Annotated in this window: 20 protein-coding genes; 10 read left to right on the top strand and 10 right to left on the bottom strand. The window is 45.5% G+C overall.

Annotated elements, in window-relative coordinates; genetic code table 11:
- Nucleotide 1: 1 nt before the first annotated feature.
- Nucleotides 2-715: a dipeptidase PepE gene (gene pepE, locus OPS25_RS05140; protein WP_265616571.1), complete on the top strand. Its 714-nt coding sequence runs from the start codon at nucleotides 2-4 to the stop codon at nucleotides 713-715.
- On the opposite strand, the gene bioD is transcribed toward pepE, so the two are convergent.
- Genes bioD through bioB form a run of 4 tightly spaced genes read right to left on the bottom strand, consistent with a single transcriptional unit; the run spans nucleotide 695 to nucleotide 4,432 of the window.
- The gene (bioD, locus tag OPS25_RS05135; protein ID WP_265616570.1) at nucleotides 695-1,366 is read right to left on the bottom strand and encodes a dethiobiotin synthase; all 672 of its coding nucleotides are present in this window, start codon (nucleotides 1,364-1,366) and stop codon (nucleotides 695-697) included. The genes pepE and bioD overlap by 21 nt on opposite strands.
- Nucleotides 1,367-1,368: 2 nt before the next feature.
- A complete protein-coding gene (locus OPS25_RS05130; protein WP_265616569.1) occupies nucleotides 1,369-2,175 on the bottom strand; it encodes a methyltransferase domain-containing protein in 807 nt (268 codons plus the stop codon).
- Nucleotides 2,163-3,335 (bottom strand): 8-amino-7-oxononanoate synthase, encoded by a 1,173-nt coding sequence (bioF, locus tag OPS25_RS05125; protein ID WP_265616568.1) that lies wholly within the window; start codon nucleotides 3,333-3,335, stop codon nucleotides 2,163-2,165. The genes OPS25_RS05130 and bioF overlap by 13 nt, the downstream gene beginning before the upstream one ends.
- Complete coding sequence (gene bioB / locus OPS25_RS05120) at nucleotides 3,335-4,432, bottom strand: biotin synthase BioB (protein WP_265616567.1); 1,098 nt, start codon at nucleotides 4,430-4,432, stop codon at nucleotides 3,335-3,337. Before bioB ends, bioF begins: the two co-directional genes overlap by 1 nt.
- Nucleotides 4,433-4,530: 98 nt before the next feature.
- On the opposite strand from bioB, the gene bioA reads away from it, so the two are divergent.
- From bioA to OPS25_RS05105, 3 genes are all read left to right on the top strand, one after another.
- Nucleotides 4,531-5,802, top strand: a complete 1,272-nt coding sequence (bioA, locus tag OPS25_RS05115; protein ID WP_407080217.1) for an adenosylmethionine--8-amino-7-oxononanoate transaminase — start codon at nucleotides 4,531-4,533, stop codon at nucleotides 5,800-5,802.
- Between the two features lie 14 nt (nucleotides 5,803-5,816).
- Nucleotides 5,817-6,350: a DUF2937 family protein gene (locus tag OPS25_RS05110; protein ID WP_265616565.1), complete on the top strand. Its 534-nt coding sequence runs from the start codon at nucleotides 5,817-5,819 to the stop codon at nucleotides 6,348-6,350.
- A gap of 372 nt (nucleotides 6,351-6,722) precedes the next feature.
- The gene (locus tag OPS25_RS05105) at nucleotides 6,723-7,004 is read left to right on the top strand and encodes a hypothetical protein (protein WP_265616564.1); all 282 of its coding nucleotides are present in this window, start codon (nucleotides 6,723-6,725) and stop codon (nucleotides 7,002-7,004) included.
- A gap of 67 nt (nucleotides 7,005-7,071) precedes the next feature.
- Here OPS25_RS05105 and OPS25_RS05100 read toward each other — a convergent pair whose 3' ends face one another.
- Together OPS25_RS05100 and OPS25_RS05095 are read right to left on the bottom strand one after the other, a co-directional pair.
- Entirely contained in the window at nucleotides 7,072-8,196 is a 1,125-nt protein-coding gene (locus OPS25_RS05100) for a GNAT family N-acetyltransferase/peptidase C39 family protein (protein ID WP_265616563.1), read from the bottom strand.
- Nucleotides 8,193-9,686: a RimK family protein gene (locus OPS25_RS05095; RefSeq protein WP_265616562.1), complete on the bottom strand. Its 1,494-nt coding sequence runs from the start codon at nucleotides 9,684-9,686 to the stop codon at nucleotides 8,193-8,195. The genes OPS25_RS05100 and OPS25_RS05095 overlap by 4 nt, the downstream gene beginning before the upstream one ends.
- Nucleotides 9,687-9,912: 226 nt before the next feature.
- Here OPS25_RS05095 and OPS25_RS05090 point away from each other — a divergent pair, with 226 nt between their 5' ends.
- On the top strand, nucleotides 9,913-10,884 hold the full coding sequence (locus OPS25_RS05090) for a calcium/sodium antiporter (RefSeq protein WP_265616561.1): 972 nt from the start codon (nucleotides 9,913-9,915) through the stop codon (nucleotides 10,882-10,884).
- A gap of 27 nt (nucleotides 10,885-10,911) precedes the next feature.
- Here OPS25_RS05090 and OPS25_RS05085 read toward each other — a convergent pair whose 3' ends face one another.
- A complete protein-coding gene (locus tag OPS25_RS05085) occupies nucleotides 10,912-11,301 on the bottom strand; it encodes a hypothetical protein (protein WP_265616560.1) in 390 nt (129 codons plus the stop codon).
- A gap of 247 nt (nucleotides 11,302-11,548) precedes the next feature.
- Between OPS25_RS05085 and asnS the strand changes: the two genes are divergently transcribed.
- The 5 genes from asnS (at nucleotide 11,549) to OPS25_RS05060 (ending at nucleotide 17,514) form a co-directional block, all read left to right on the top strand.
- The gene (gene asnS, locus OPS25_RS05080; RefSeq protein WP_265616559.1) at nucleotides 11,549-12,946 is read left to right on the top strand and encodes an asparagine--tRNA ligase; all 1,398 of its coding nucleotides are present in this window, start codon (nucleotides 11,549-11,551) and stop codon (nucleotides 12,944-12,946) included.
- 176 nt (nucleotides 12,947-13,122) lie between these two features.
- Nucleotides 13,123-14,208, top strand: coding sequence for a paraquat-inducible protein A (locus OPS25_RS05075; protein ID WP_265616558.1), 1,086 nt, complete (start codon nucleotides 13,123-13,125; stop codon nucleotides 14,206-14,208).
- Entirely contained in the window at nucleotides 14,205-15,851 is a 1,647-nt protein-coding gene (pqiB, locus tag OPS25_RS05070; RefSeq protein WP_265616557.1) for an intermembrane transport protein PqiB, read from the top strand. Before OPS25_RS05075 ends, pqiB begins: the two co-directional genes overlap by 4 nt.
- Nucleotides 15,848-16,429 (top strand): PqiC family protein, encoded by a 582-nt coding sequence (locus OPS25_RS05065; RefSeq protein ID WP_265616556.1) that lies wholly within the window; start codon nucleotides 15,848-15,850, stop codon nucleotides 16,427-16,429. The genes pqiB and OPS25_RS05065 overlap by 4 nt, the downstream gene beginning before the upstream one ends.
- Before the next feature lie 263 nt (nucleotides 16,430-16,692).
- The gene (locus OPS25_RS05060) at nucleotides 16,693-17,514 is read left to right on the top strand and encodes a hypothetical protein (protein ID WP_265616555.1); all 822 of its coding nucleotides are present in this window, start codon (nucleotides 16,693-16,695) and stop codon (nucleotides 17,512-17,514) included.
- 263 nt (nucleotides 17,515-17,777) lie between these two features.
- Here the strand turns inward: OPS25_RS05060 and OPS25_RS05055 are convergent, their stop codons facing one another.
- The 3 genes from OPS25_RS05055 to ctaD are packed head-to-tail and all read right to left on the bottom strand — an operon-like array spanning nucleotide 17,778 to nucleotide 21,424.
- Nucleotides 17,778-18,587 carry a cytochrome c oxidase assembly protein gene (locus OPS25_RS05055; RefSeq protein ID WP_265616554.1) on the bottom strand — a complete coding sequence of 270 codons (810 nt, stop codon included), beginning with the start codon at nucleotides 18,585-18,587 and terminating at the stop codon, nucleotides 17,778-17,780.
- Nucleotides 18,578-18,919 (bottom strand): hypothetical protein, encoded by a 342-nt coding sequence (locus OPS25_RS05050; RefSeq protein WP_265616553.1) that lies wholly within the window; start codon nucleotides 18,917-18,919, stop codon nucleotides 18,578-18,580. Before OPS25_RS05050 ends, OPS25_RS05055 begins: the two co-directional genes overlap by 10 nt.
- A gap of 6 nt (nucleotides 18,920-18,925) precedes the next feature.
- Entirely contained in the window at nucleotides 18,926-21,424 is a 2,499-nt protein-coding gene (gene ctaD, locus OPS25_RS05045) for a cytochrome c oxidase subunit I (protein ID WP_265616552.1), read from the bottom strand.
- Nucleotides 21,425-21,427 lie beyond the last annotated feature (3 nt).

Genomic DNA, 21,427 nt, shown 5'->3' with positions numbered 1-21,427 from the left:
TATGACTTCACATGTATTAATGCTCAGCAGTTCCCGCGCAGGAACCGAAAATTACCTTGAACATGCCAAGCAACCTATTCTGTCACATTTGGGCACCAGGCGCGAGATTCTGTTCATACCGTATGCGGGCGTCTCGATAGAGTGGGATGAATACACGGAAAAAGTGCAAGAAGCTTTACCCGAATGCAAGATTAGGGGGTTACATACATTTGAGGATCCCTTGCGTGCGCTGCTAGAGGCGAATGCTAACTCTCAAGCCATTGCGGTAGGAGGAGGCAATACTTTTCATTTGCTTGCTACACTTTATCACTACGGGATGGTTGAACCGCTGCGCCAGGTGATTGCTGACGGCACACCTTATATAGGCTGGAGTGCAGGATCAAATATTTGCGGCGCCACTATCCGCACCACCAACGATATGCCGATTATCGAGCCGCATTCCTTTAATGCACTGAACATCTTGCCTTGTCAGATAAATCCCCACTATACCGATTATCACCCGCCGGGACACAATGGGGAAACACGAGATGATCGCCTGCAAGAGTTCACTCGATTACATCCCACTATTCCTGTGTTAGCGATCCGGGAAGGTACAGCCCTACGCTTGTCCAAAGGCGAACTGACGTTAGTGGGTGAAAACGGCGGTTTTGTCTTTTTAGGAAAAGATAAAAAGCCAATCGAAGCAGGTGAGAATCTAACTGAATATCTTCGCTAAGTCGTTTAAGGTCTCTATGTGGTTTGGCTGTGAAAAAGGGATTTCGGCTAGCTTCGGAGCCTTCAATAGTGATTCCAGTGTCTGAATATTTTGTTGGTAGTTGGGCATATCCGCAGACAGTTGATTTGCTATCCACCCCTTGATATTCAGGCCATCAGCCCGAACCGCTTCGGCCGTGAGTAAAGCGTGATTTAAGCAACCTAAACGCATGCCAACCACAATTATCACGTCCATCCGCCATTGCTTCACCACATCAGATAGAAAGCCGCCCTGGCCAATGGGCAAACGCCATCCACCGGCTCCTTCCACTAACAGCAGGTCAGGCTGGTGTTGTTGAAGAAGTTTAAGGCCCCCATCTATAGCGTCGATATCTATGGTTGTATTTTCCAGGTTAGCAGCAATGTGTGGCGCTATGGGGGGGGCAAACGCGATGGGATTAACTTGAGAAATCGGTAGCGCGACGGTCGCGGCCCGTTGCAACTTTAGTGCATCTTCATTAACTAACGCATCGCCGACACGCTCACAGCCGGCTGAGACCGGCTTATAAGCAAGCGTTTTAAGCCCCACCTTAGCTGCGGCTCTAAGAAGATATTCGCTAACATAGGTCTTCCCCACCTCGGTGTCGGTGCCGGTGATGAAATACTGCTGCATAATTATTTTTCCAATGTCAAATGACAGACCCGATAGGTCAATGGGAGGCTACCATCTGCCGTGGTCTCCTTCTGATAAGCCAAATTTAAGCGATTTAAATCGCGTCGCGAAAACTTAAACTGATTGGCTGAAGTTCCATCTACCAAGGTGCCAGCCCCTACATGCTTTATGGATTGCAGAAGAGGAAGAATATGACGGAAGTAAACACAATATTCTTTAATGCTTGTTCGCATTGTGCGAAACCCAGCTGATTGCGCTGCTTCGCACCACATGGAAGCGGGCAACAGAGGGTTATTGGCTCTAGGTTGGCCAGCTAGCTTCCTGGCGTGGGCGAGTTCAGCAAAAGAGCCGTCCACCATAATGGCCAAGGAGGCGCACCCGTTCGCTGTCATTACCTTAAAAATTTCTTTTAGCACCTGCAAAGGGCTTAGACACCACTGCAATGCCATCGAGGAAAATACTAAATCCACGCTATTTGATCCCACGGGCAGTTTTTCTGCCATGCCTTCGATAAAGGTAATTTCCGGGTAACGTTGCTGCGCATGGGCCACCATCCCTGCAGCCAAATCGATACCGGTTACCTGCTTGCTAAAACCTTTTAAATGAGACGTATGACGTCCTGTACCACAACCGATATCCAGGGCGTGGACGTAACGCGTCTGCTTTATCAAAGAGAGGGCTGTGTTGGCAATGTTTTCTTGCACATCCGCATAATCGTCATAACTGCCGGCAGCGAGTGAAAACCCTCTGGCAATCCGAGCGTTTCTCTTCGCTAAATCGGTACTCTCAGGCTTTATCAAGATAGACATTCCTGCTCCCCCAGAACAATATGTAGCGCATCAACCAGTGCCTGAATATCTTGGAGGCTGTGCTGTGCTGATAAAGTCACTCGCAATCTATCCTGATGTTTGGGAACCGTGGGATAGCGTATTGCTGTTACCCAAACACCTAATGATTGCAGGCGCTCGGCAATAGCAACTGCTTTGACCGGATGACCAATAATAATTGGTTGGATGGCAGTCTCAGAAGCAGTCAAAGGGATCCCCTGAGCACTGGCCTGTTGCCTAAAATAACGGATGTTTTCTACTAATACAGAACGCGAGTCATTCTTGCTTAACAGCTTAAGTGATTGTAACGTTGCCACTGCCTGGGCCGATGGCATCGCTGTGCTGTAAATATAATGGCGAGCAAAGTTAATTAAATAGTCAATTAAGGTTTGGCTCCCCGCCACAAACGCACCAGCGGTTCCTATCGCTTTACCAAACGTAGCCATCAGGACGGGTACTTTTTCCTGAGAAAGCGACAAAGCGTCAACCGTTCCCCCTCCCTGCTCTCCTAACACGCCAAATCCATGTGCATCATCCAGCATCAGGGTGGCCTGTGACTGCTCACTTAATCCAATGAGATCATGTATGGGCGCAACATCCCCATCCATGCTAAACACACCTTCAGACATAATAAGGTTTTTATCGCTAGAGGATTTGTCTAACAACGTCTTTAAATGCTGCACGTCATTGTGCTTAAACCGTTTGATCGTTGCATCTGAATGCCTGGCACCATCTATGGCAGAAGCATGCATCAGTTTGTCAGCGAAGATGGTGCCTGGTTGGGAAAACAGTGCCTGACACAGTGCCTGGTTGGCGGCAAAACCAGAGTTAAACAAAATTACCGCGTCCCTATTTAGCATGCTTGCCACATAAGCTTCCACTTCAGCATGCGCGCGTGTATAACCAGTCACCAGCGGGGACGCTCCCGCACCACCGCCATATTTCGCCAGCCCTTCTACCCACGCCTGAAGAACGTCAGGGTGCTGGCGCATCCCAAGATAATCATTGCTGGAAAAATTAAGAAAGTGTTTGCCATTGATGCAAATAACACCCTCTTGTTCATACTCCACACATTGGCGGCTGCGCAAATAGCCATCCCTAGCCTTTTCCGCCAGCGCAGTTTGCATAAACGCTAGGCTCATTATCCCTCCGCGTGCGCCGCCTGAGGTTTTTTCGTCGCATCATAGAACAGTTCACTGTCAGGGCTATGGTTGGCAATTTGCTCGGTTAGCGCTTGTTCATAAGCTTCATCTGAATAATTTCTACTGCGTTCGGTATTGATACCCAGCTTTTTAAACAACATGACATCTTCATGGGTCTCAGGATTCGAGGTTGTTAGCAGTTTACAACCATAAAAAATCGAATTGGCGCCGGCCATAAAACACATAGCCTGCATCTGTTCGTTCATATTTTCTCGGCCTGCTGACAGTCGGACATGAGATTTAGGCATCATGATGCGGGCTACTGCAATTGTTCGAATAAATTCGAAAGGCTCCAGGTCATCCACATTGTCAAGCGGCGTTCCTTTTACCTTCACCAGCATATTAATTGGCACACTCTGCGGATGCTCAGGTAAATTTGCTAACTGCATCAACAGGCTGGCGCGATCTTCAGCGCTTTCACCCATTCCTACGATGCCACCCGAGCACACGTTCATTCCGGCATCACGCACATTTTGAAGGGTATTCAAACGGTCCTCGTAGGTGCGAGTTGTAATGATATCTCCGTAGTATTCAGGTGACGTGTCCAGATTATGATTGTAATAGTCCAACCCCGCCTGTTTAAGCGCAACAGCCTGGTCTTGAGACAACATGCCAAGTGTCATACAGGTTTCTAAGCCTAGCTTTTTAACTTCTGCCACCATTTTGGTGACATATGGCATGTCTCGTTCTTTAGGATTACGCCACGCAGCGCCCATACAGAATCGGGTTGACCCCGCCGCTTTAGCTTCTCTGGCTCGCTCAATAACTTTCTCAATTTCCAGCAAGCGCTCTTTTTCAAGGCCGGTATCATAGCGCGCACTTTGTGGGCAATACTTGCAATCCTCAGGACACGCTCCGGTTTTAATCGACAAAAGGGTACTTACTTGTACTTCATTTGGATTAAAGTGCTGGCGGTGAACCAACTGGGCCTGAAATAACAAATCATTAAAGGGCAATGAAAAAAGTTGCTGTACTTCCTGGCGCGTCCAGTTGTGGCGGATAGAGTCTGTGGATGAAGGCAGAGGTGCTGCGCTCATGAGCGATCCTTTACTAATGGTTAATGCTGGCTTAGTCTATGCGTACTTTTGGAGTTGTCAACTCTGACCATTTTAAAACCTTTACCAACGAACAATTAATGAACAACATTGAATTTGATAAGCGCCATATATGGCACCCCTATACGTCGGCGATTAATCCACTTCCTTGCTATGAAGTCATCTCAGCAAAAGGGGTGAAACTTGAACTCGCCGGGGGTCATTCAGTGGTTGATGGGATGGCCAGTTGGTGGTCTGCTATACATGGCTACAATAACCCGACCTTGAACCACGCGGCTAAAACACAAATTGACCGGTATTCTCACGTAATGTTTGGCGGGTTAACGCATGAGCCTGCAATACACTTGTGTAAAACCTTACTCGAAATGGTGCCTGCTGGATTGGAGCGGGTGTTTTTAGCCGACTCCGGTTCTGTGTCGGTGGAAGTGGCAATTAAAATGGCGTTACAGTACTGGGCTTGCCAAGGTCGCAGTGATAAGCATCGCATTGTCAGTCCGCGTAATGGTTATCATGGTGATACCTTCGCCGCAATGTCGGTATGCGATCCGGTAAATGGCATGCACAGTTTGTTTACCAATATGCTAACCAAACAATTGTTCGCCCCTGCTCCCCAAACCCGTTTTGGGCATACCTTTAGTGAAGATGATATTCTTCCGCTGGAAGAGCTGTTTAGCAATCATCATCACGAAATTGCCGCCCTTATTTTAGAGCCTGTCGTGCAGGGTGCCGGCGGGATGCGCATCTATCACCCGGAATACCTTAAACGGGCCCGCCAATTGTGTGATAAGTATGATGCCTTGCTGATATGTGATGAAATTGCAACCGGATTTGGCCGCACAGGCAAATTGTTCGCCTGTGAATGGGCGGATATTTCGCCTGATATCATGTGCGTGGGAAAAGCACTTACAGGTGGATACATGACCTTGGCCGCGACCTTGTGCAGTGAAGATGTAGCTCAGGGCATTTGCCAGGGAGAACCCGGTGTATTCATGCATGGGCCTACTTATATGGGTAACCCGCTCGCCTGTGCCGTGGCAGGAGCAAGTTTGTCGCTGATCAATGAGGGACATTGGCAATCCCAGGTTCAATCCATTCAGCAACAGCTCACTCGTTCCCTTTCTCGGTGCGCTGATTTGCAAAGTGTGGAAGAGGTGAGAATTTTAGGTGCAATTGGTGTGGTTGAAATGAAGCAGCCAGTGAATGTGGCGGCAGCACAAAAATCATTTATTCAAAATGGCGCGTGGATTAGACCGTTTGGCAAACTAATTTACATAATGCCACCGTATATTATCGAAGCCAATGAACTTCAAACGCTCACAGATGCTATTTATACATACGCAAACTCCCTGTAAGGCTATGAAATAGAATGACGCTAATTGTCAGAGTGCTGGATAAAATATTATTTGCAACGCTGCTTTTGATAGCGTTGCAAGTGCCCATTCTGGCTGATCATTACCGTCAGTACCTGACCGGCTACTATGATGCGACATCAACGCAAGTCGAGCAGTACAGAAAGTTATCCGCCCGTCACGGTTATTCCACACTAGAGGCCATGTTGGCCGATCTTAAAAACAATAGTAATGCGGTGATTAGAGAGGATACACAACATAAATATCAAACCATCGCTATGCTGGAGCAACTTGACGAAGGCCTGACTGTTTTAAATCAAGGTCACTACTTTGAACAAGCATGGTACATGCTATCCCCTGCGCAAAATGACACGTTAAAACGGGTATTGGATAACTTTCAGCCTTCTATTCCGTTATCTCCAGAGTCAATTGTGTTTAGTCTTATTACGGCAATTTTAATTAACATCATTGTTTGGGCTCCCTATTGGACGGCCGTGAGGGTCAGACAATGGCGACACAATGTGAAGTATCACCCTTCGGCAGAAACCTGAATAACCCGGATGGGAGGGCAATTACATACGTTTCTATCGAAAATGAACAGGTAAACAACCATTTCACTTCTACACCAAACTCTACAATTTTGCGAAAAAACTACATCCTCAGTTTATGGAAAACACTTGAATAACAAGCTATGCAACGCGGTTTTCGTAGTTTTCTAACGTGGTTATAAATCAAAATAAATGAGTCAGTTACAACATTAACTTTTCGCAAGATTCCATAGTTTTTTACATTCGGGTATCAGAATTGCTACCTATCTATTGAACAGTGCACCTTTTAAATAAGTTTTGTGATCTACACTCAATATCGGAAAGCTTGATTTAAAAGGATTTTTAGTAAGGGTATGGGTTATAAAGGTAGTAGCGATGTTTAATAAAAATATGTTATTGATTGGACAAGTGTTGCAAATCAGGGACAAGATTTTTGCTAAGCGCCATTGCATTCCTAGTTCATTAAAAAAAGAATGGACAGGATTGTTGGAGATGACATCAAGTTTTGATGCATCTAACACTGTGAATCAAGCAGTGAAAGGGCGTCAAACCACCAAGCCAGAGACTTATAAAGGGAACTCTGTTGATCTCGCGCAACTGGTAGCATCCTTTAAGAAGTTTGAGTCAAAGATATCAAGAAATCGCTCAGCGCATTAATCATAATGCAGGCTGAGCGAATGTGGCTAATGCCGCTGCGATGTCTTAACGAAATGTTGCAGACGGTTTACTTACCGGGCGGATACAACACCAAGGCCGAGCGGATCTTACGTTTGCCATAGCAGGTGAAACGAAGAAAATCTTCGCGCGCTACTGGAATGTGCTGAAATTCCAGAAAATGACTCTCGTAGGTGGTCGGGTCTGAGTCATGCAGGTAAAAGCATTTGTCATCAACATGGGTGACAGCGACCCAATGTGGGGCTTTGAGCTTTGCAAAAGGGTATGTGCTGACTAGGCACACTATTGCGGCCCCAGCTTTAAACGCGGTCTCTAAATCAGTAATTCCCCAGTTGAATTGTTTTACCGGCACGTTGGTTTCTTGAGCCTGTTTCTCGAAATGGTGTTCAACCAGCGTGATAATGTCTTTTTTATGTTGGTTGCGTACCCCTTCAACAAATAAAGGTAATCCCTGATTTAACCAAACCTCGGCTGAATAACCCTGTTCGTGGGCAGCGAGAGCTAATCCTATGGGGTGACATCCACCGTGACCAGATGTCATGTAAATTGTTGTGGCCCGTCGCCACAAGTCCAACTCAGTTTGCTGGCGCATGGCAAAATCCGGTGAAAGCTTTTTCATCGCCATCATTAATGCTGCTGGGCCACAGGTAAATTCTGTTGTCTGTTGGTACCAGGGATAGACATCTTGCACTTTCGCTTTATGTGAAAAACGCAATACTTTTTGCATACGCACTGCATTACTGTGATCTTCGTAATAATCTGAGTAGATGCCAAATCGCTTGAATCCCAGACGCTCATACACCGTGATCGCTGCAGCATTATTTTCTGATACTTCAAGACGCATAAAATGCTTACCACGGCTTAACGCAAACTGTTCCAATTCGGTAATCAACTTTTCCGCTAACTTGTTCCCCCGCGCTTCCGGCAGCACGGCAATTGAATAAAGCCGGCTCAACTGAGTCCCTTGCCGTAACAATAGCAGTGCGTACGCCATGACCTCAGCATTGATTTCAGCCACCAATAAGCTTGCGTGGCTGGCATTGATGTAATAACGGATCCTGCGTTCGCTCAATCTGTCATTATCAAAACAGCGATGCTCTATCTCCACCAGCTTTTTTAAATCATCCAGCGTAGCCTGACGTAGCCTCACCTCACCCTTATCGATATTGCTCATCGACCTCTTTGCTCTAAACGGTTGGCAAATTCCTGCATAATTAACTGGTAAAGCTCTTTGCCCAGATAATCATCTTCAACACCGGCATCTATACTTGGATTATCATTCACCTCAATGACATAAACCTTGTTTCCCGATTGTTTGATATCAACGCCATATAAACCATTACCCACTACTTTAGCGGCTTTTATCGCAGCTTGAATAACCGGTTTTGGCACTTCAAACGTGGGCATAGTGGTGAAGCCACCAGAACTCACTGTATCACCTTTATGGTGATAAATTTGCCAATGATTTCGCGCCATAAAATATTTGCATGCATAAATTGGTTTACCGCCTAACATACCAATTCGCCAGTCGAATTCGGTGAAAACGTACTCTTGCACCAAGACCAGCGCTGACCCCGCCAGCATCTCTTTTAATTTGGCGCTAAGATCCCGTGGTTCTTCCACCTTATAGACGCCCCGGCTAAACGAGCTTTCTGGCAATTTCAAAACCAGTGGCATACCTAAATCTTCGATTAGCTTATTACATATTTCGTCGTTTACTTCAGAAATCAATTCACTGCGGGGAGCAGGCACTTTTTGATAGGTAAATGCATCTTGAAGAAATACCTTGTTGCAACACCGTAGAATGGATTCTGTGTCATCAATAACCACCAGCCCCTCTCTTTCAGCACTTCGAGCCAAGCGGTAGGTGTGATGGTCAATAGCGGTGGTTTCGCGGATGAACAAGGCATCAAAATGCCCTAAATCCTGCGGTGTTAAGTGATTAACGATTTGCGCATGAAAACCCACTTTTTCAGCGGCTTTCACGAAATTTTTCAGCGCCTTTTCGTCGCTGGGTGGCGTCGGCTCATCAGGATTTACCAGTATGGCCATATCCCAACGCATGTGTTTTCCTTTACGTACGTCCTGCCATTGTCTCGTTGTATAGGTGCGCAGCTCCTCAATACAATCACTCTGCAATTCCTGTGGAAGTTGGCTTAAACCAATTGCTTCGCACTCAACAAAGCCAATGTTGTGGTGTTTGACATTAGACTTTGCGTTCGACTCGGACTCTTGCGCAAGGTGTAAGGTCAACTGCAATATTGGACACGGGTATTGATTGAAGGCTTTAGTTGCAATTTCCTTAAAATGTCGCGCATTTGAACGTCCGAAAAACACATAAAATGTAGTGGGTAGCGACACCTTCTCTGGCATTACGAATTTTTCTGGCAATGAAATACGTACTGCTCCTTTCCCTGTCGGATCCAAACGCAGGTCATTGATCGTATTCACGCTTGGCAATACCCGGTGACTACGTGCTTGCGCTAACAACGAACAATAGTAACCCTGACTGAGATATTTATTAGTATCGCAAAGATTAATCACCCGTGTTTTGGGTTCGTTCAATTTAGGGAAATCTGCCAGGTAATCATCAAAACTCATTACTGGTATATCAGTATCAGAAAAAAGCGCGATATCGTCGGTTACAATAAGGGTGTTATGCATTAGCTATTATTAATTCCACTTAATAAAATTGTATGGATCTGATTGTGGTCAATAAAACAATAAATACCAAATCAGGATTACCTTTATGGTGGGGCAGTGTATACAATGTCGCAAAATTACAAAGTGTTATTTGTGAATATTTTTTTGTCGTCACCATTAACATAAACAATCCCGTTATCTTACTAAAATAGCAAGTAATAAATGGCGAAACACCTAAGGAGAAAGAATGACGCTGGCGATTATTGCAATCATTGTGGGCTTACCCGTTTTACTTTGGAGCGCAGAAAAATTTATTAATGGGTCAGCTGGCATCGCTAACCATTTTGGTGTATCCCCTTTACTTATCGGTATGTTGATTATTGGGTTTGGTACCTCTGCGCCTGAGATCATCGTTTCGATTTTTGCAGCTATGCAGGGTAATTCGGGAATTGCACTGGGTAATGCCTATGGTTCAAATATTGCGAACATTGCCTTAATTCTAGGTTTGACGGCCGTGATCAGTCCTATTGCGGTGCGCTCCGAGATTATTCGTCGTGAGCTTCCTATTATGCTCGGCATTATGTTTCTCGCGGCTTGGCAGCTATTGGATTTCCACGTTTCAAAAGATGACGCTTTTATGCTAATCGGTATCTTCATCTTACTGTTCTCGTGGAGTGTGTGGCAGGGAATACGCGGTGACAAAGACGCCCTGGCTGAAGAGTTCACTGAAGAGATGAGTCACGCTGACTCCTCGGTAAAAATGAACCTGATCTGGCTACTAACTGGTCTGTTATTATTGATTGCGTCTTCACGAGTACTCGTTTGGGGCGCCGTCGAAGTGGCCACCTTTTTTGGGGTGAGTGATACCATAATCGGACTGACGATTATTGCTATTGGTACGTCACTGCCTGAGCTGGCTTCATCCCTTATGGCGGTAAAAAAAGGCGAACATGATCTAGCATTAGGTAATGTAATTGGTTCTAACATGTTCAATACCTTGGCAGTAGTAGGTATAGCTGGTCTCATTCAACCGATGAGCGTTGAGCCTATTTTCTTTTACCGAGATATTGTGTTTATGTTGGCTGTATCCGTTGCCTTGCTGATTTTTTGTATTGGTATCAAGGGGCCGGGAAGACTTAATCGTTTAGAAGGCGGGGCGTTTCTATTGGCCTATATCGTCTACACCTACTTCCTGATAAATTCGGCATTTATAAGTTAACCGAGGGGTTCGGTTAACTTATTTGCGTTACATCACATTGATATACAACGTAAACAAACTGACGGCTGAAATTCCTACCAGGATGAACAGATTGATGCCGTAATAGTCATTGCGCCGCCGTGTGCGGCGCGCTCTTAATAACATCGTCACTAAGCTTAGTCCCAGACACAACTGCAACAGCGTGAACAAGCGGGTAACGTGTTCTCTCGACCAGCCTGTGCTCGCCTCTAACCCCCAATATTCCTGCACCCCACTGACAAACTCAGGACGAGCAAAATGAAATGTTATGAGGGCGGCCACCAAAATGCCCCACGCAAGTGAATTAATAATAATAATAAGCCGATAAAGTCCATCTTTATACTTAGGCTTATGGCGCCGATCGAGCGGACGCCCTTCTTCGTTATTTTTTGTTCTCATGCAGTCACTAATCTCTGGTAACCATTCATAGGATGAGTATACTAGCTGCCATTAGCTGTTTTCGTACATACGCTGAATATCTGACATCCAGATCTTCGCAGTAAAATCACGTTAACAAACAAAAAACTGCCCTTTTGCGCGTTCATACAGGTTACGTAATGTGCAAAAAGTATAGCAGTGAGTGTACAAATAAACGAAGTGTGCGAAGATATTTGCCACTTTTGAAAAGATTATTGGAGACTGAATAATGACGCATGCGCCCGTTGTCGACGTACTTAAGGGTAAGTACGCGGTTGGCGAACAAGTAACAGTAAAAGGCTGGGTGAGAACACGCCGAGATTCTAAGGCAGGCCTTTCGTTCGTTGCCCTTCATGATGGTAGTTGTTTCGACCCTGTGCAGGTTATTGCGTTAAATTCTTTATCAAATTACCAAGACATTCAGCGTCTTACCGCAGGTTGTGCCATATCAGTAGTCGGTTCGGTTAAAGAATCAAAAGGCCAGGGGCAGGCATTAGAAATAGAAGCTGAATCGGTAGAAGTTGTTGGTTGGGTAGAAAACCCAGACACCTATCCAATGGCAGCTAAACGTCATTCTATTGAGTTTTTACGTGAATATGCACACCTTCGCCCCCGCACCAACGTAATAGGAGCGGTTACCCGGGTACGCAATTGTTTATCTCAGGCCATTCATCGCTTCTTTCACGAACGTGGTTATTATTGGATAAGCACCCCTATCCTGACGGCCAGCGATACCGAGGGTGCTGGAGAAATGTTCCGTGTTTCTACGCTGGATATGATGAACATCCCGCGTACTGATAAGGGCGAGGTGGACTACAGCAAGGACTTCTTTGGCAAAGAGACATATCTTACAGTGTCTGGTCAGTTAAACGTAGAAACCTATTGTAATGCCATGTCGAAAGTATACACCTTTGGGCCGACGTTCCGTGCAGAAAACAGTAACACGTCGCGTCATTTAGCCGAATTCTGGATGATAGAGCCTGAAGTTGCATTTGCTGATTTATCCGATGTTGCTCAGCTAGCAGAAGATATGCTGAAATACGTTTGTAAAGCTGTGCTGGATGAACGTGCGGATGATATGGCGTTTTTCGCACAACGCATTAACAAAGATGTCATCGACCGCTTGGAAAAGCTAATTCATTCTGATTTTGTTCGAATGGACTACACCGATGCGATTGAAATTTTAAAAGCCAGCGGTAAGCAATTTGAGTTCCCCGTAGACTGGGGGGTAGACTTATCATCTGAGCATGAGCGTTATCTGGCAGAAGAACATGTAGGCGCACCGATCATCATGCAAAACTATCCCAAGGACATCAAAGCCTTTTATATGCGTTTGAATGATGATGGTAAAACGGTAGCGGCCATGGACATTCTCGCCCCAGGTATTGGCGAAATCATTGGCGGTTCGCAACGGGAAGAGCGCTTAGACGTGTTCGACGAGCGTCTGGAAGCGATGGGATTAGATAAAGAAGATTACAACTGGTATCGCGATTTACGTCGCTATGGCACTGTACCTCACTCTGGCTTTGGATTAGGTTTTGAGCGCTTAGTTGCCTATGTTACTGGAATGCAAAACGTTCGCGACGTTATTCCCTTTCCGAGAACACCGGGTAACGCCAGTTTTTAATTGCTAAGCCCTTATAAAAAAGTACTTTTTTTCAGCCAGTTAATCTGATTAACTGGCTTTTTAGTATCTATTGTATTCATAATAATGCAATGATACCAAACGGTTGTTAAAGGAACTCAATGGCAAATCCGCACGGATTGAAAGTTTCTTGTAGAGATTGCGGCAAGGAAAGCTGTTTGCCCACCTTGAAGCATAAGCAAAAAGCAGTATGCCCACGCTGTGGGCATACATTGCTCACCTATCGCCATAATGAAACCCAAATTACTATGGCAATGGCCTCCAGTGCAGTGGTATTGCTGATACTGTCTTTGCAATTTGATTTTCTAACCTTCAAACTCAATGGCCAGCATCACTCGGTGGACCTATGGTCTGCATTGGCGGTGCTTGTGCAAAACGACTATCTGTCATTAGCGATTGTAACCGGCCTCGCGACTGTCATTTTACCTGCCGTATTGTTGATAGGTATTTTCTGGCTAATGTGGGCTAGGCTTACCCATCACTATGCGCCTTATCTACGGCGTATTTACAACACGGTGATGCTGGCCCTGCCGTGGTGTATGGCAGAAATTTTTCTGGTCGGAATTTTAGTGAGCCTGATCAAGATTACCACCCTCGCGGAGGTAGAAATAGGGCCGTCATTTTACACCTATATTGGTTTTACTCTTACTATGAGTATTGCACTTTTCTATTTTGATGCTTCCCAGACTGCATATTGGGTGCACGGCAAGAAAGTACCAAAACAGAAGGCAATCACGCCAGTAGTCGCCAGTAAAAGCATTCAACGTACCTGGGCCTTGCTCTTCACTGCCACCATACTTTACATTCCGGCCAATACCCTACCGATTATGAACACCAACATTTTCGGCAAAAATGAGCCTAATACTATTATTGGTGGGGTTATATCATTGTGGGAAATGGGCTCATATCCTATTGCGCTTGTAATCCTGGTGGCGAGTGTAGTGGTACCTGTTGCTAAAATCTTCATCTTGGCATGGTTGAATTTTATTGTGCAAACAGGGATGCTGGATAACCCAAAGGTGCTTACCCAATACTATCGACTAGTAGAATGGATAGGTCGATGGTCGATGATTGATGTATTTGTAGTAGCAATGTTGGTTGCTCTGATCCAATTAGGTAATACCCTCTCCATATACCCGGGACCAGCCGCAATGGCATTTTGTGCTGTGGTGTTTATTACGATGATAGCTGCCATGACCTTTGACGCTCGATTGATCTGGCAAAACAGGAAGTCTGTTGTATGAAAGAAGAAGCACATATCAAGCCCACTTCAACTCTTTCCAAGATTTGGATAATCCCCCTATTAGTAGTGCTCGTAGGGGGCTGGCTTATCTGGTTTCAATGGAACAACCAAGGGCCAATGATTACCATCGAAATGAAGTCAGCAGCCGGCATAGATGTGAATAAAACGCCTATCAAAGTACGCGATCTCAATATTGGCCAAGTTAAGAAAATTGAATTAAAACAGGATTTAGAAGGCGTAATTGTCCATGCGCGTATCGATCAAAGTGCCGCGTATCTGTTGACCGACAAAGCCCAGTTCTGGGTAGTGGCACCGCGAGTTAGCTTTTCGGAAGTATCGGGGCTGAATACCTTACTATCCGGCGCTTACATTGCCATGAGTGCTGACGACAAAGGTAATCAGACTCATCATTTCGTCGCCCAAGAAAGACCTCCCGTGACCCCTCCAGGCACACCCGGCCTGCATCTTTCGTTAAAAAGTGATAATGAACTTGCCTATAAACCAGGCGATCCCATCATTTATAAAGGCTTTAAAGTAGGAGAATTTGAAGATTCGTCATTTAATATCGATGAGCGCATAGTTTATTATAACGCCTTTATTGAAGCACCCTACCATAAGCTGATCACCGAGAATACACGCTTTTGGAACGTTAGCGGAGTCAAACTTAATCTAGAGTCCAGCGGAGTAAAAGTAGAGACAGGTAGTTTGGAAACCTTAATGACAAACGGCATTACTTTTGGCGTCCCAGAGGGCGTCAGCCTTGGTGAGCAGGTAAGCGGCGACGCCTTTTTCTCAATTTATGAAGATCAGATAGCAGCGGTCAACGCCAGATTCAAATTGTCTGCAGAATACCTTTTATTAATTGACGAAACCGTACGCGGACTAAAGGTTGGGGCGCCGGTAGAATACCGCGGCATAGAAATTGGCGAGGTCCGCAGTATCAATGCAGGAAACGTCATTGAGGGTAGTATCCTCCAAGAAGACTTTCCCATTCCGGTCACTATTTCGATCTACCCAGGAAAAGTACGGCAAGACGATAATGAAGTGGGATTGCAGCGAGTTAAGCAGACCATGCGAAAGTGGATCGCGGATGACCTGCGCGCCACGCTGCGTATGGGAAATGTGTTAACGGGCGGCCTTTATGTAGATCTAAAACATGTAGAAAACCATAAGCCCATTCCGCTAAAGACCATTAATGGATTTGATGTTATTCCCACGGTATCCAATGAGTTTACGCAGTTAACCCAAAAAGCGGACGCTATTTTAGATAAAATAAACCAGCTACCTTTAGATACCTTGATAGGAGATATTGGAACGGCTATAGGAGATTTAAGTGAAGCGGCAACATCGGTAAAAACCACTGCCAATAACTTTGATACGCTGGTAACCAATATTGATGCTGAACAGCTTAACAGTAACTTAAACGAGGTACTGGATGACATGTCAAGCCTGCTTCAAAATTATACCGAAGGCGGTTTAAGCAAGTCAGAAATTCAGGAAACGATGGACTCCTTACAAGACACGTTACGCAGTATCCAACCTTTAATAATGCAACTTAATCAAAAACCAAATGGGCTTATTTTTGCTACTGGCAATGAAGCGGACATACAACCAAAAGCGAAGAAGTCGGGAGCAAAACAATGAGAACACCATTTTGGATAATAGCACTTGTTCTGGTGTTAGCAGGCTGTGCCTCTCAGTCAATAAATTTAAATTACTATTTGTTGCACTCTCCGCATGGCGATAACAAAGCCGAACAGCAACCTGTTTCTCAATTGTCGCTGCAAAAGCTGGTATTACCCGAATACCTGAAACAACGTAGTCTGGTCATGCAAACCAGCGCCACTACCCTGCACTTTTCACCTCATCATGTATGGGCCGAACCCGTTCAGAGTGGCATGTTGAAAGCGTTAGAAAATGACCTGTGGCAGCAACATCAAATTTTGTCAGTACCCGCAGGCTTAGCTCAACACAACAATGATCTATCCCGTGCAGACGTAGCTATTGTGGTAGATGATTTTCTACCCACCTACGAAGGACAGGCAATATTGCGCGGAAAATACTGGGTGATGTATCCCGACCAACGCAAAACTATGCATATTTTCACTTTGCAGCTCAATTTAAGTGAAGATGGGTTTGAGCATGCTGTTCTGCAAATGCAGGAATTAGTTCGAAAGTTAAGTGAACATATCGCGAGCACACTTAATACTGAAAGAGGGTAGTATTTCCGATAAGTGAAAGCTGCTTTATCGCAATATAACCTATTGATAGGTAACGCGTTTATATCTATGCCGTCAGGGGGTATGTAGAGGCCCTCGAAACTCACCTTACCCTTTTACACGATTCAAAGTGAAAAATACTAAGTTTGTGCCACACTTTTATAGCCTGGGTAGTTAATAGGCGTGGCTAATTATTTTTTAAATAATCCAGCAAAGCTCATCACCTGTTATGGCACCCTACAATCACTCTATATATAGGTACACTTATGAACATAAAACTCATGGCCGCCTCGGTTGCCCTTTCCGTAGGAACAATCCCTACTGTCTTTGCTGATCATTCTTGGGCAGATTACCACTGGGCTAGAACGACAAGCTCATTTAACTTAACGATAATAAACAGTACAACAAGCGATTGGGATCCATATGTATCTCAGGCCGTGGCCGATTGGTCACAGTCCAATGTTCTAAACATGGTAGAAGATCTGAATGGAGACACCAGCACGCGTACACGGCGAAAATGCAATTCGCCAGATGGCATGATTAGAATTTGTAACTTAGAATATGGACAAAATGGCTGGTTGGGTATTGCGGGTATTTCATTGGATAACAATGGCCATATCACTACTGGCTATACAAAGATGAACGATACCTATTTCAATATGGCCTATTACAGCGGCGCTGACTGGAAGCAAAGTGTGACATGCCAGGAATTAGGACATAATGTTGGGTTAGATCATCAAGATGAAAATTTCAATAATCAATCATTATTCAGTTGTATGGACTACCAAGATCCACCTTATGAATATCCCAATAATCACGATTACCAACAGTTAAGCAGTATATATAGTCACACTGATTCGTACGATTCTTATGCAAGTGAGGGCAGTGGTGGCGGTGGCAGTGGCTGTAACTCCCCTGCTGGTAAAGGATGCAACAAGGCTGAACCCAATGACGGTAAGTCAGTTGGCTGGGGTCGTTCAATTTATAAACGGGGTAATGCGGAAGTGTTTTTACGCATCGACCCTGACGGAACGCGTCATTTGACCCATGTTACATGGGCAATCGGCCACGAAAATCATGACCATTAATTAGGTCAATACCTTGAGGCTCTTAAAATCGTTTTGCTACTTACCACGCGAATTAAAAACGATTTATAAAATCTCAATAGATATAGCTCTTTCCGGCACATGATTTACCCGTGTCGGAATTCCACTTTTGCTCGCCTATTCACCGTCACCTGTATGAAGAACCCAAAGTTAAGCTCAATTTCTCACTAAACGGTTATAGGGCTTATTGCCGCAAAGGATTGTAAAAATCGCGAGATAAGAAAAAAATTCGCAACTGCTTAGTGTCACTTATTGATTGTAAACTCACGTTCGAACTTCGTATACCATCGGTTTGCCGCCCACACGGCCGCACTCACATAAGGCAAGCCACCTAGTACCCACATGATGAGTCCGGCAAGTTGCTGATCCGGTAGCCCTCTCGCTTCTCCATAAAAAGGTGCGTTAGCGAAGGTGAGTAAAGCACCTAAAAAGCCTGTGTGCATGAGAGTGAAAAGCAATGCTAGCAGGGCATAATGGGATTTGCTTGAAAATGCATGTAAACACGCCCACCAAAACCAGATAGCGGTTATAAGAAAGCAAGCATGCTCAAGGATATGTATCCACGGATTAACCACCGCTAGCATATAAAAGGTGGGGATATGCCAGAACCAAATTACGATACCATGCAAATAGGCGCACAACATGGGATACTGGGTGATCTTAAATGCTATCCGCCAACACTTTTTAGCGTATCTACCCCACACTTTGTAATATTGGGGCAGCGGCTTAGCTAATGCAAAAGCTGGTGCAATGATGACCATCATAAGCATGTGCTGCGTCATATGTGCAGCGGCACTTGTTTCCGCCCATTTGTCGAGCGGACCGAGTAGAGTGAATAGCGTCAAGATAGCAGTCAAGTGAAATAGCCACCTTCGCCAGGCAGTGGGTGTGACGTGACGACATCCTACTGCATACAGTAACCATAATCCCGCCACAGTACCCGCTGCTATCCCCGCAGCCACGCTTTCCTGCCCGGAGCTTGAAAAAGGACTGTGAGCGACCGCCTGACCTGAGTTTAACGCTAAGCAGACAAGGACCAGCCGAGCTACAGACATGGCGTTACCATTAATATAGCCCCCCCCACAAGTAGCGTCCCAAACGTGGCAAACGCATATATCGCGGTAGCGATTTGCAGGGGAAATTTAGCTTGGGGTATTGCCTCTTGCTGCAACTTCCAACTTTTTAATGCACAGCCGGAAAGGAAGACAATTACCACAAGCGTAAAGCAAGCCAAACTGATGTTGATCCAGTTAAATACGCCCTCATCGGGGTTTGGTGGGTTGATCTGGCACGCTATGGAAAGACCTCCATAGACTACGACAAACCAAATTGCCCAGATTACCCAGCCTCCTATATAGTGCCACGGGTGATGATTAACCTGTTTCATGAGATCTCACCATACTAATGGCAGTATAAGAAAACTGCCAAAACTGAGCCAGAAGATAGCAAGAGTAAAAAGCCAGAATGGGCTAAAGACAGCGGGTTCATAGGGCAATAACTGACTAATATAGCCTTTGTGAGCACGCAGGGTTTGTAGTCCGCTTGTGACAACCGCTATGCTACTATGAAATAACAAAAACATTAGCATAACAAACAGTGTGGCATCATGTGCATTGTCGGTGATGGCTAAGTCACTCGTCACCACGACATAAATAAGAGTGAGTAGGTGAAGGCCACCAAAAGAAAATACGCAGATCAGTTTCGATGGCAAATTGTTAGCACTTCCAACGCGTAAACTCCTGACCATTCGTCGATAGACAAAAACTGCAATGGTAAGAAACACCCCACTTAACATCATCATGCTAATTGAAATACTCGAGACATCTGGCACTTTTCCACCAGGCGCCACTGTCCACAGATAAAGCCAGCCAAATAGTAACGATAAATATAACGAACCATCACTTAATAAGGTCACCACCATTCCCCATAATCCGGGTCCATTCATAGTGCGGGAATGTAACGGAGGTTCATCACGTTGGTGTTCCTGTTCAGTTAAGGGGGCTATGACTTTATGTGCCCCATTAACCCATCCCCAGCGAAACAAGGAAACGGTTGCGAGAACGGCTACCCCCAAGGCAATTGCATAAGCACGCGACAATAAACTGATGCATAGTGCCGCCAGAAAAAGAGCCGAAATTAAGGGCAGCCAGGAGTGAGTGGGCAGATGAATAACTTCACGTAACTGCGCGGTCACCGCCTCAGTACCATACAGTTCCCGTCGCCCATGACCTATACTTTTCAAGCCTTCGGCTCCGTCCCTGATGGTTGCTTGTAAGTCAGGCTTATCCCACAACGGGTGTCGCGTAGACACTGTGGGTAAACTTAGAAAATTATACGATGTCGGGGGAGTGCCTGTAGCCCATTCTAATGTGTCTGCCTGCCACGGATTAAATGGTGCTTTTTGCCCGTAGCGAAAATGAAGTACTACATCCAGTATCAGCATGCCAAATCCGCTAGCCATAATAAAGCTACCGAACGATGAAAGCATATTAAGCCAGTCCCAGCCAAGCCCTGCTTCATACGTGACAACCCGTCGCGGCATACCCAACAGTCCGGTTAAGTGCATCATCAAAAAAGTCGCGTTAAAACCAATGAAGATAAGCCAGAAAGCCCACTTTCCCATATGCATGCTTGGCATACGACCTGACAGGTGGGGCAACCAATAATAAAGACCGCCGATAAGGGGAAACAACATGCCGCCAATTAATACGTAATGAAAATGCGCCACCACAAAGTGTGTATCATGCACTTGCCAATCAAACGGGACCAAAGCCAGCATCACTCCGGTTAACCCGCCACAAACAAAGATAAACAAAAATCCGAACATCCATAACATCGGCAACTCGAAGCGCACCCTCCCCGTCCACAAGGTCGCGATCCAAGCGAATATCTGAATAGCAGTAGGTATGGCTACCAGCATACTGGCGAGCGAAAAAAATGCTTGCGCTAATTGGGGGATCCCTACAGTAAACATGTGATGCACCCATAATCCAAAGCTAACAAAGCCCATGGTAATAATGGCTAATACAATCCAGCGATAGCCTACCAGCGGACGACCAGCAAATACTGGAATGATAGTTGACACAATGCCTGCTGCGGGCAAGAAAATAATGTAGACCTCAGGGTGGCCAAATAACCAGAATAAATGCTGCCATAAAATGGGGTCGCCTCCTGCACTGGGATCAAAAAACGGCATTCCCGCTGCGCGTTCCAGTTCAAGCAAAATGCTGGCGAGAATAAGCGGAGGAAAACCAAACACGATCATTAGCGCCATGGCCAGAATATACCAGCAAAAAATCGGCATTTTGCTTAAAGACATACCGGGGGCTCGGGTGCGTAAGATAGAAACCGTAAGTTCTACACCGGCAGAAACCGCAGAGATTTCAACAAAAGTAATACCCAGCAACCAGAAGTCAGAACCTGGGCCGGCGGAAAACTCGGCACTGGATAAAGGCGTGTACATAAACCAGCCAGAATCAGGCGCTACCCCCAAAAACAAACTGGCCATAATGATCATGCCACCGAAGAGATAGCAGTAATAACCTAATGCGCTTAAGCGCGGAAACACCAAATCGCGGGTGCCGATCATTTTTGGGATCAGATACATGGCAGCCCCTTCGAGAATGGGGATAGCAAACAGAAACATCATGACCGTGCCATGCATGGTAAAAAGCTGTGCGTAGAGCGCTGGTGAAATCAGCTGTTGGTCAGGTAACGCCAGTTGTGAGCGTATTAGCATTGCCAATACCCCCCCAATGATGAAAAATACTGTCCCAGTCAGCATAAAACGGCGACTAATCGAGGTATGATTGACCGCTGCCAATTGGCCCCAGCCTGGCAGGTTATCCCATACCTTTGCAAACTGTGCGTGTAATGATAAATCGTTATTCATTAC

It is taken from the genome of Alteromonas aquimaris, assembly GCF_026183695.1.
Classification (GTDB): domain Bacteria; phylum Pseudomonadota; class Gammaproteobacteria; order Enterobacterales; family Alteromonadaceae; genus Alteromonas; species Alteromonas aquimaris.
This window is presented reverse-complemented; position numbering and strand designations above follow the sequence as displayed.

Excerpts from the sequence above, each read along its gene's own strand:
- OPS25_RS05100 (WP_265616563.1), bottom strand. The coding sequence starts at position 8,196 with ATGAGCAATATCGATAAGGGTGAGGTGAGGCTACGTCAGGCTACGCTG.
- bioD (WP_265616570.1), bottom strand. The coding sequence starts at position 1,366 with ATGCAGCAGTATTTCATCACCGGCACCGACACCGAGGTGGGGAAGACC.
- bioA (WP_407080217.1), top strand. The coding sequence starts at position 4,531 with ATGAACAACATTGAATTTGATAAGCGCCATATATGGCACCCCTATACG.
- bioB (WP_265616567.1), bottom strand. The coding sequence starts at position 4,432 with ATGAGCGCAGCACCTCTGCCTTCATCCACAGACTCTATCCGCCACAAC.
- OPS25_RS05065 (WP_265616556.1), top strand. The coding sequence starts at position 15,848 with ATGAGAACACCATTTTGGATAATAGCACTTGTTCTGGTGTTAGCAGGC.
- OPS25_RS05130 (WP_265616569.1), bottom strand. The coding sequence starts at position 2,175 with ATGTCTATCTTGATAAAGCCTGAGAGTACCGATTTAGCGAAGAGAAAC.
- OPS25_RS05050 (WP_265616553.1), bottom strand. The coding sequence starts at position 18,919 with ATGAAACAGGTTAATCATCACCCGTGGCACTATATAGGAGGCTGGGTA.
- OPS25_RS05090 (WP_265616561.1), top strand. The coding sequence starts at position 9,913 with ATGACGCTGGCGATTATTGCAATCATTGTGGGCTTACCCGTTTTACTT.
- OPS25_RS05105 (WP_265616564.1), top strand. The coding sequence starts at position 6,723 with ATGTTTAATAAAAATATGTTATTGATTGGACAAGTGTTGCAAATCAGG.
- OPS25_RS05055 (WP_265616554.1), bottom strand. The coding sequence starts at position 18,587 with ATGTCTGTAGCTCGGCTGGTCCTTGTCTGCTTAGCGTTAAACTCAGGT.
- asnS (WP_265616559.1), top strand. The coding sequence starts at position 11,549 with ATGACGCATGCGCCCGTTGTCGACGTACTTAAGGGTAAGTACGCGGTT.
- OPS25_RS05060 (WP_265616555.1), top strand. The coding sequence starts at position 16,693 with ATGAACATAAAACTCATGGCCGCCTCGGTTGCCCTTTCCGTAGGAACA.
- bioF (WP_265616568.1), bottom strand. The coding sequence starts at position 3,335 with ATGAGCCTAGCGTTTATGCAAACTGCGCTGGCGGAAAAGGCTAGGGAT.
- OPS25_RS05095 (WP_265616562.1), bottom strand. The coding sequence starts at position 9,686 with ATGCATAACACCCTTATTGTAACCGACGATATCGCGCTTTTTTCTGAT.
- pepE (WP_265616571.1), top strand. The coding sequence starts at position 2 with ATGACTTCACATGTATTAATGCTCAGCAGTTCCCGCGCAGGAACCGAA.
- ctaD (WP_265616552.1), bottom strand. The coding sequence starts at position 21,424 with ATGAATAACGATTTATCATTACACGCACAGTTTGCAAAGGTATGGGAT.
- OPS25_RS05085 (WP_265616560.1), bottom strand. The coding sequence starts at position 11,301 with ATGAGAACAAAAAATAACGAAGAAGGGCGTCCGCTCGATCGGCGCCAT.
- pqiB (WP_265616557.1), top strand. The coding sequence starts at position 14,205 with ATGAAAGAAGAAGCACATATCAAGCCCACTTCAACTCTTTCCAAGATT.
- OPS25_RS05110 (WP_265616565.1), top strand. The coding sequence starts at position 5,817 with ATGACGCTAATTGTCAGAGTGCTGGATAAAATATTATTTGCAACGCTG.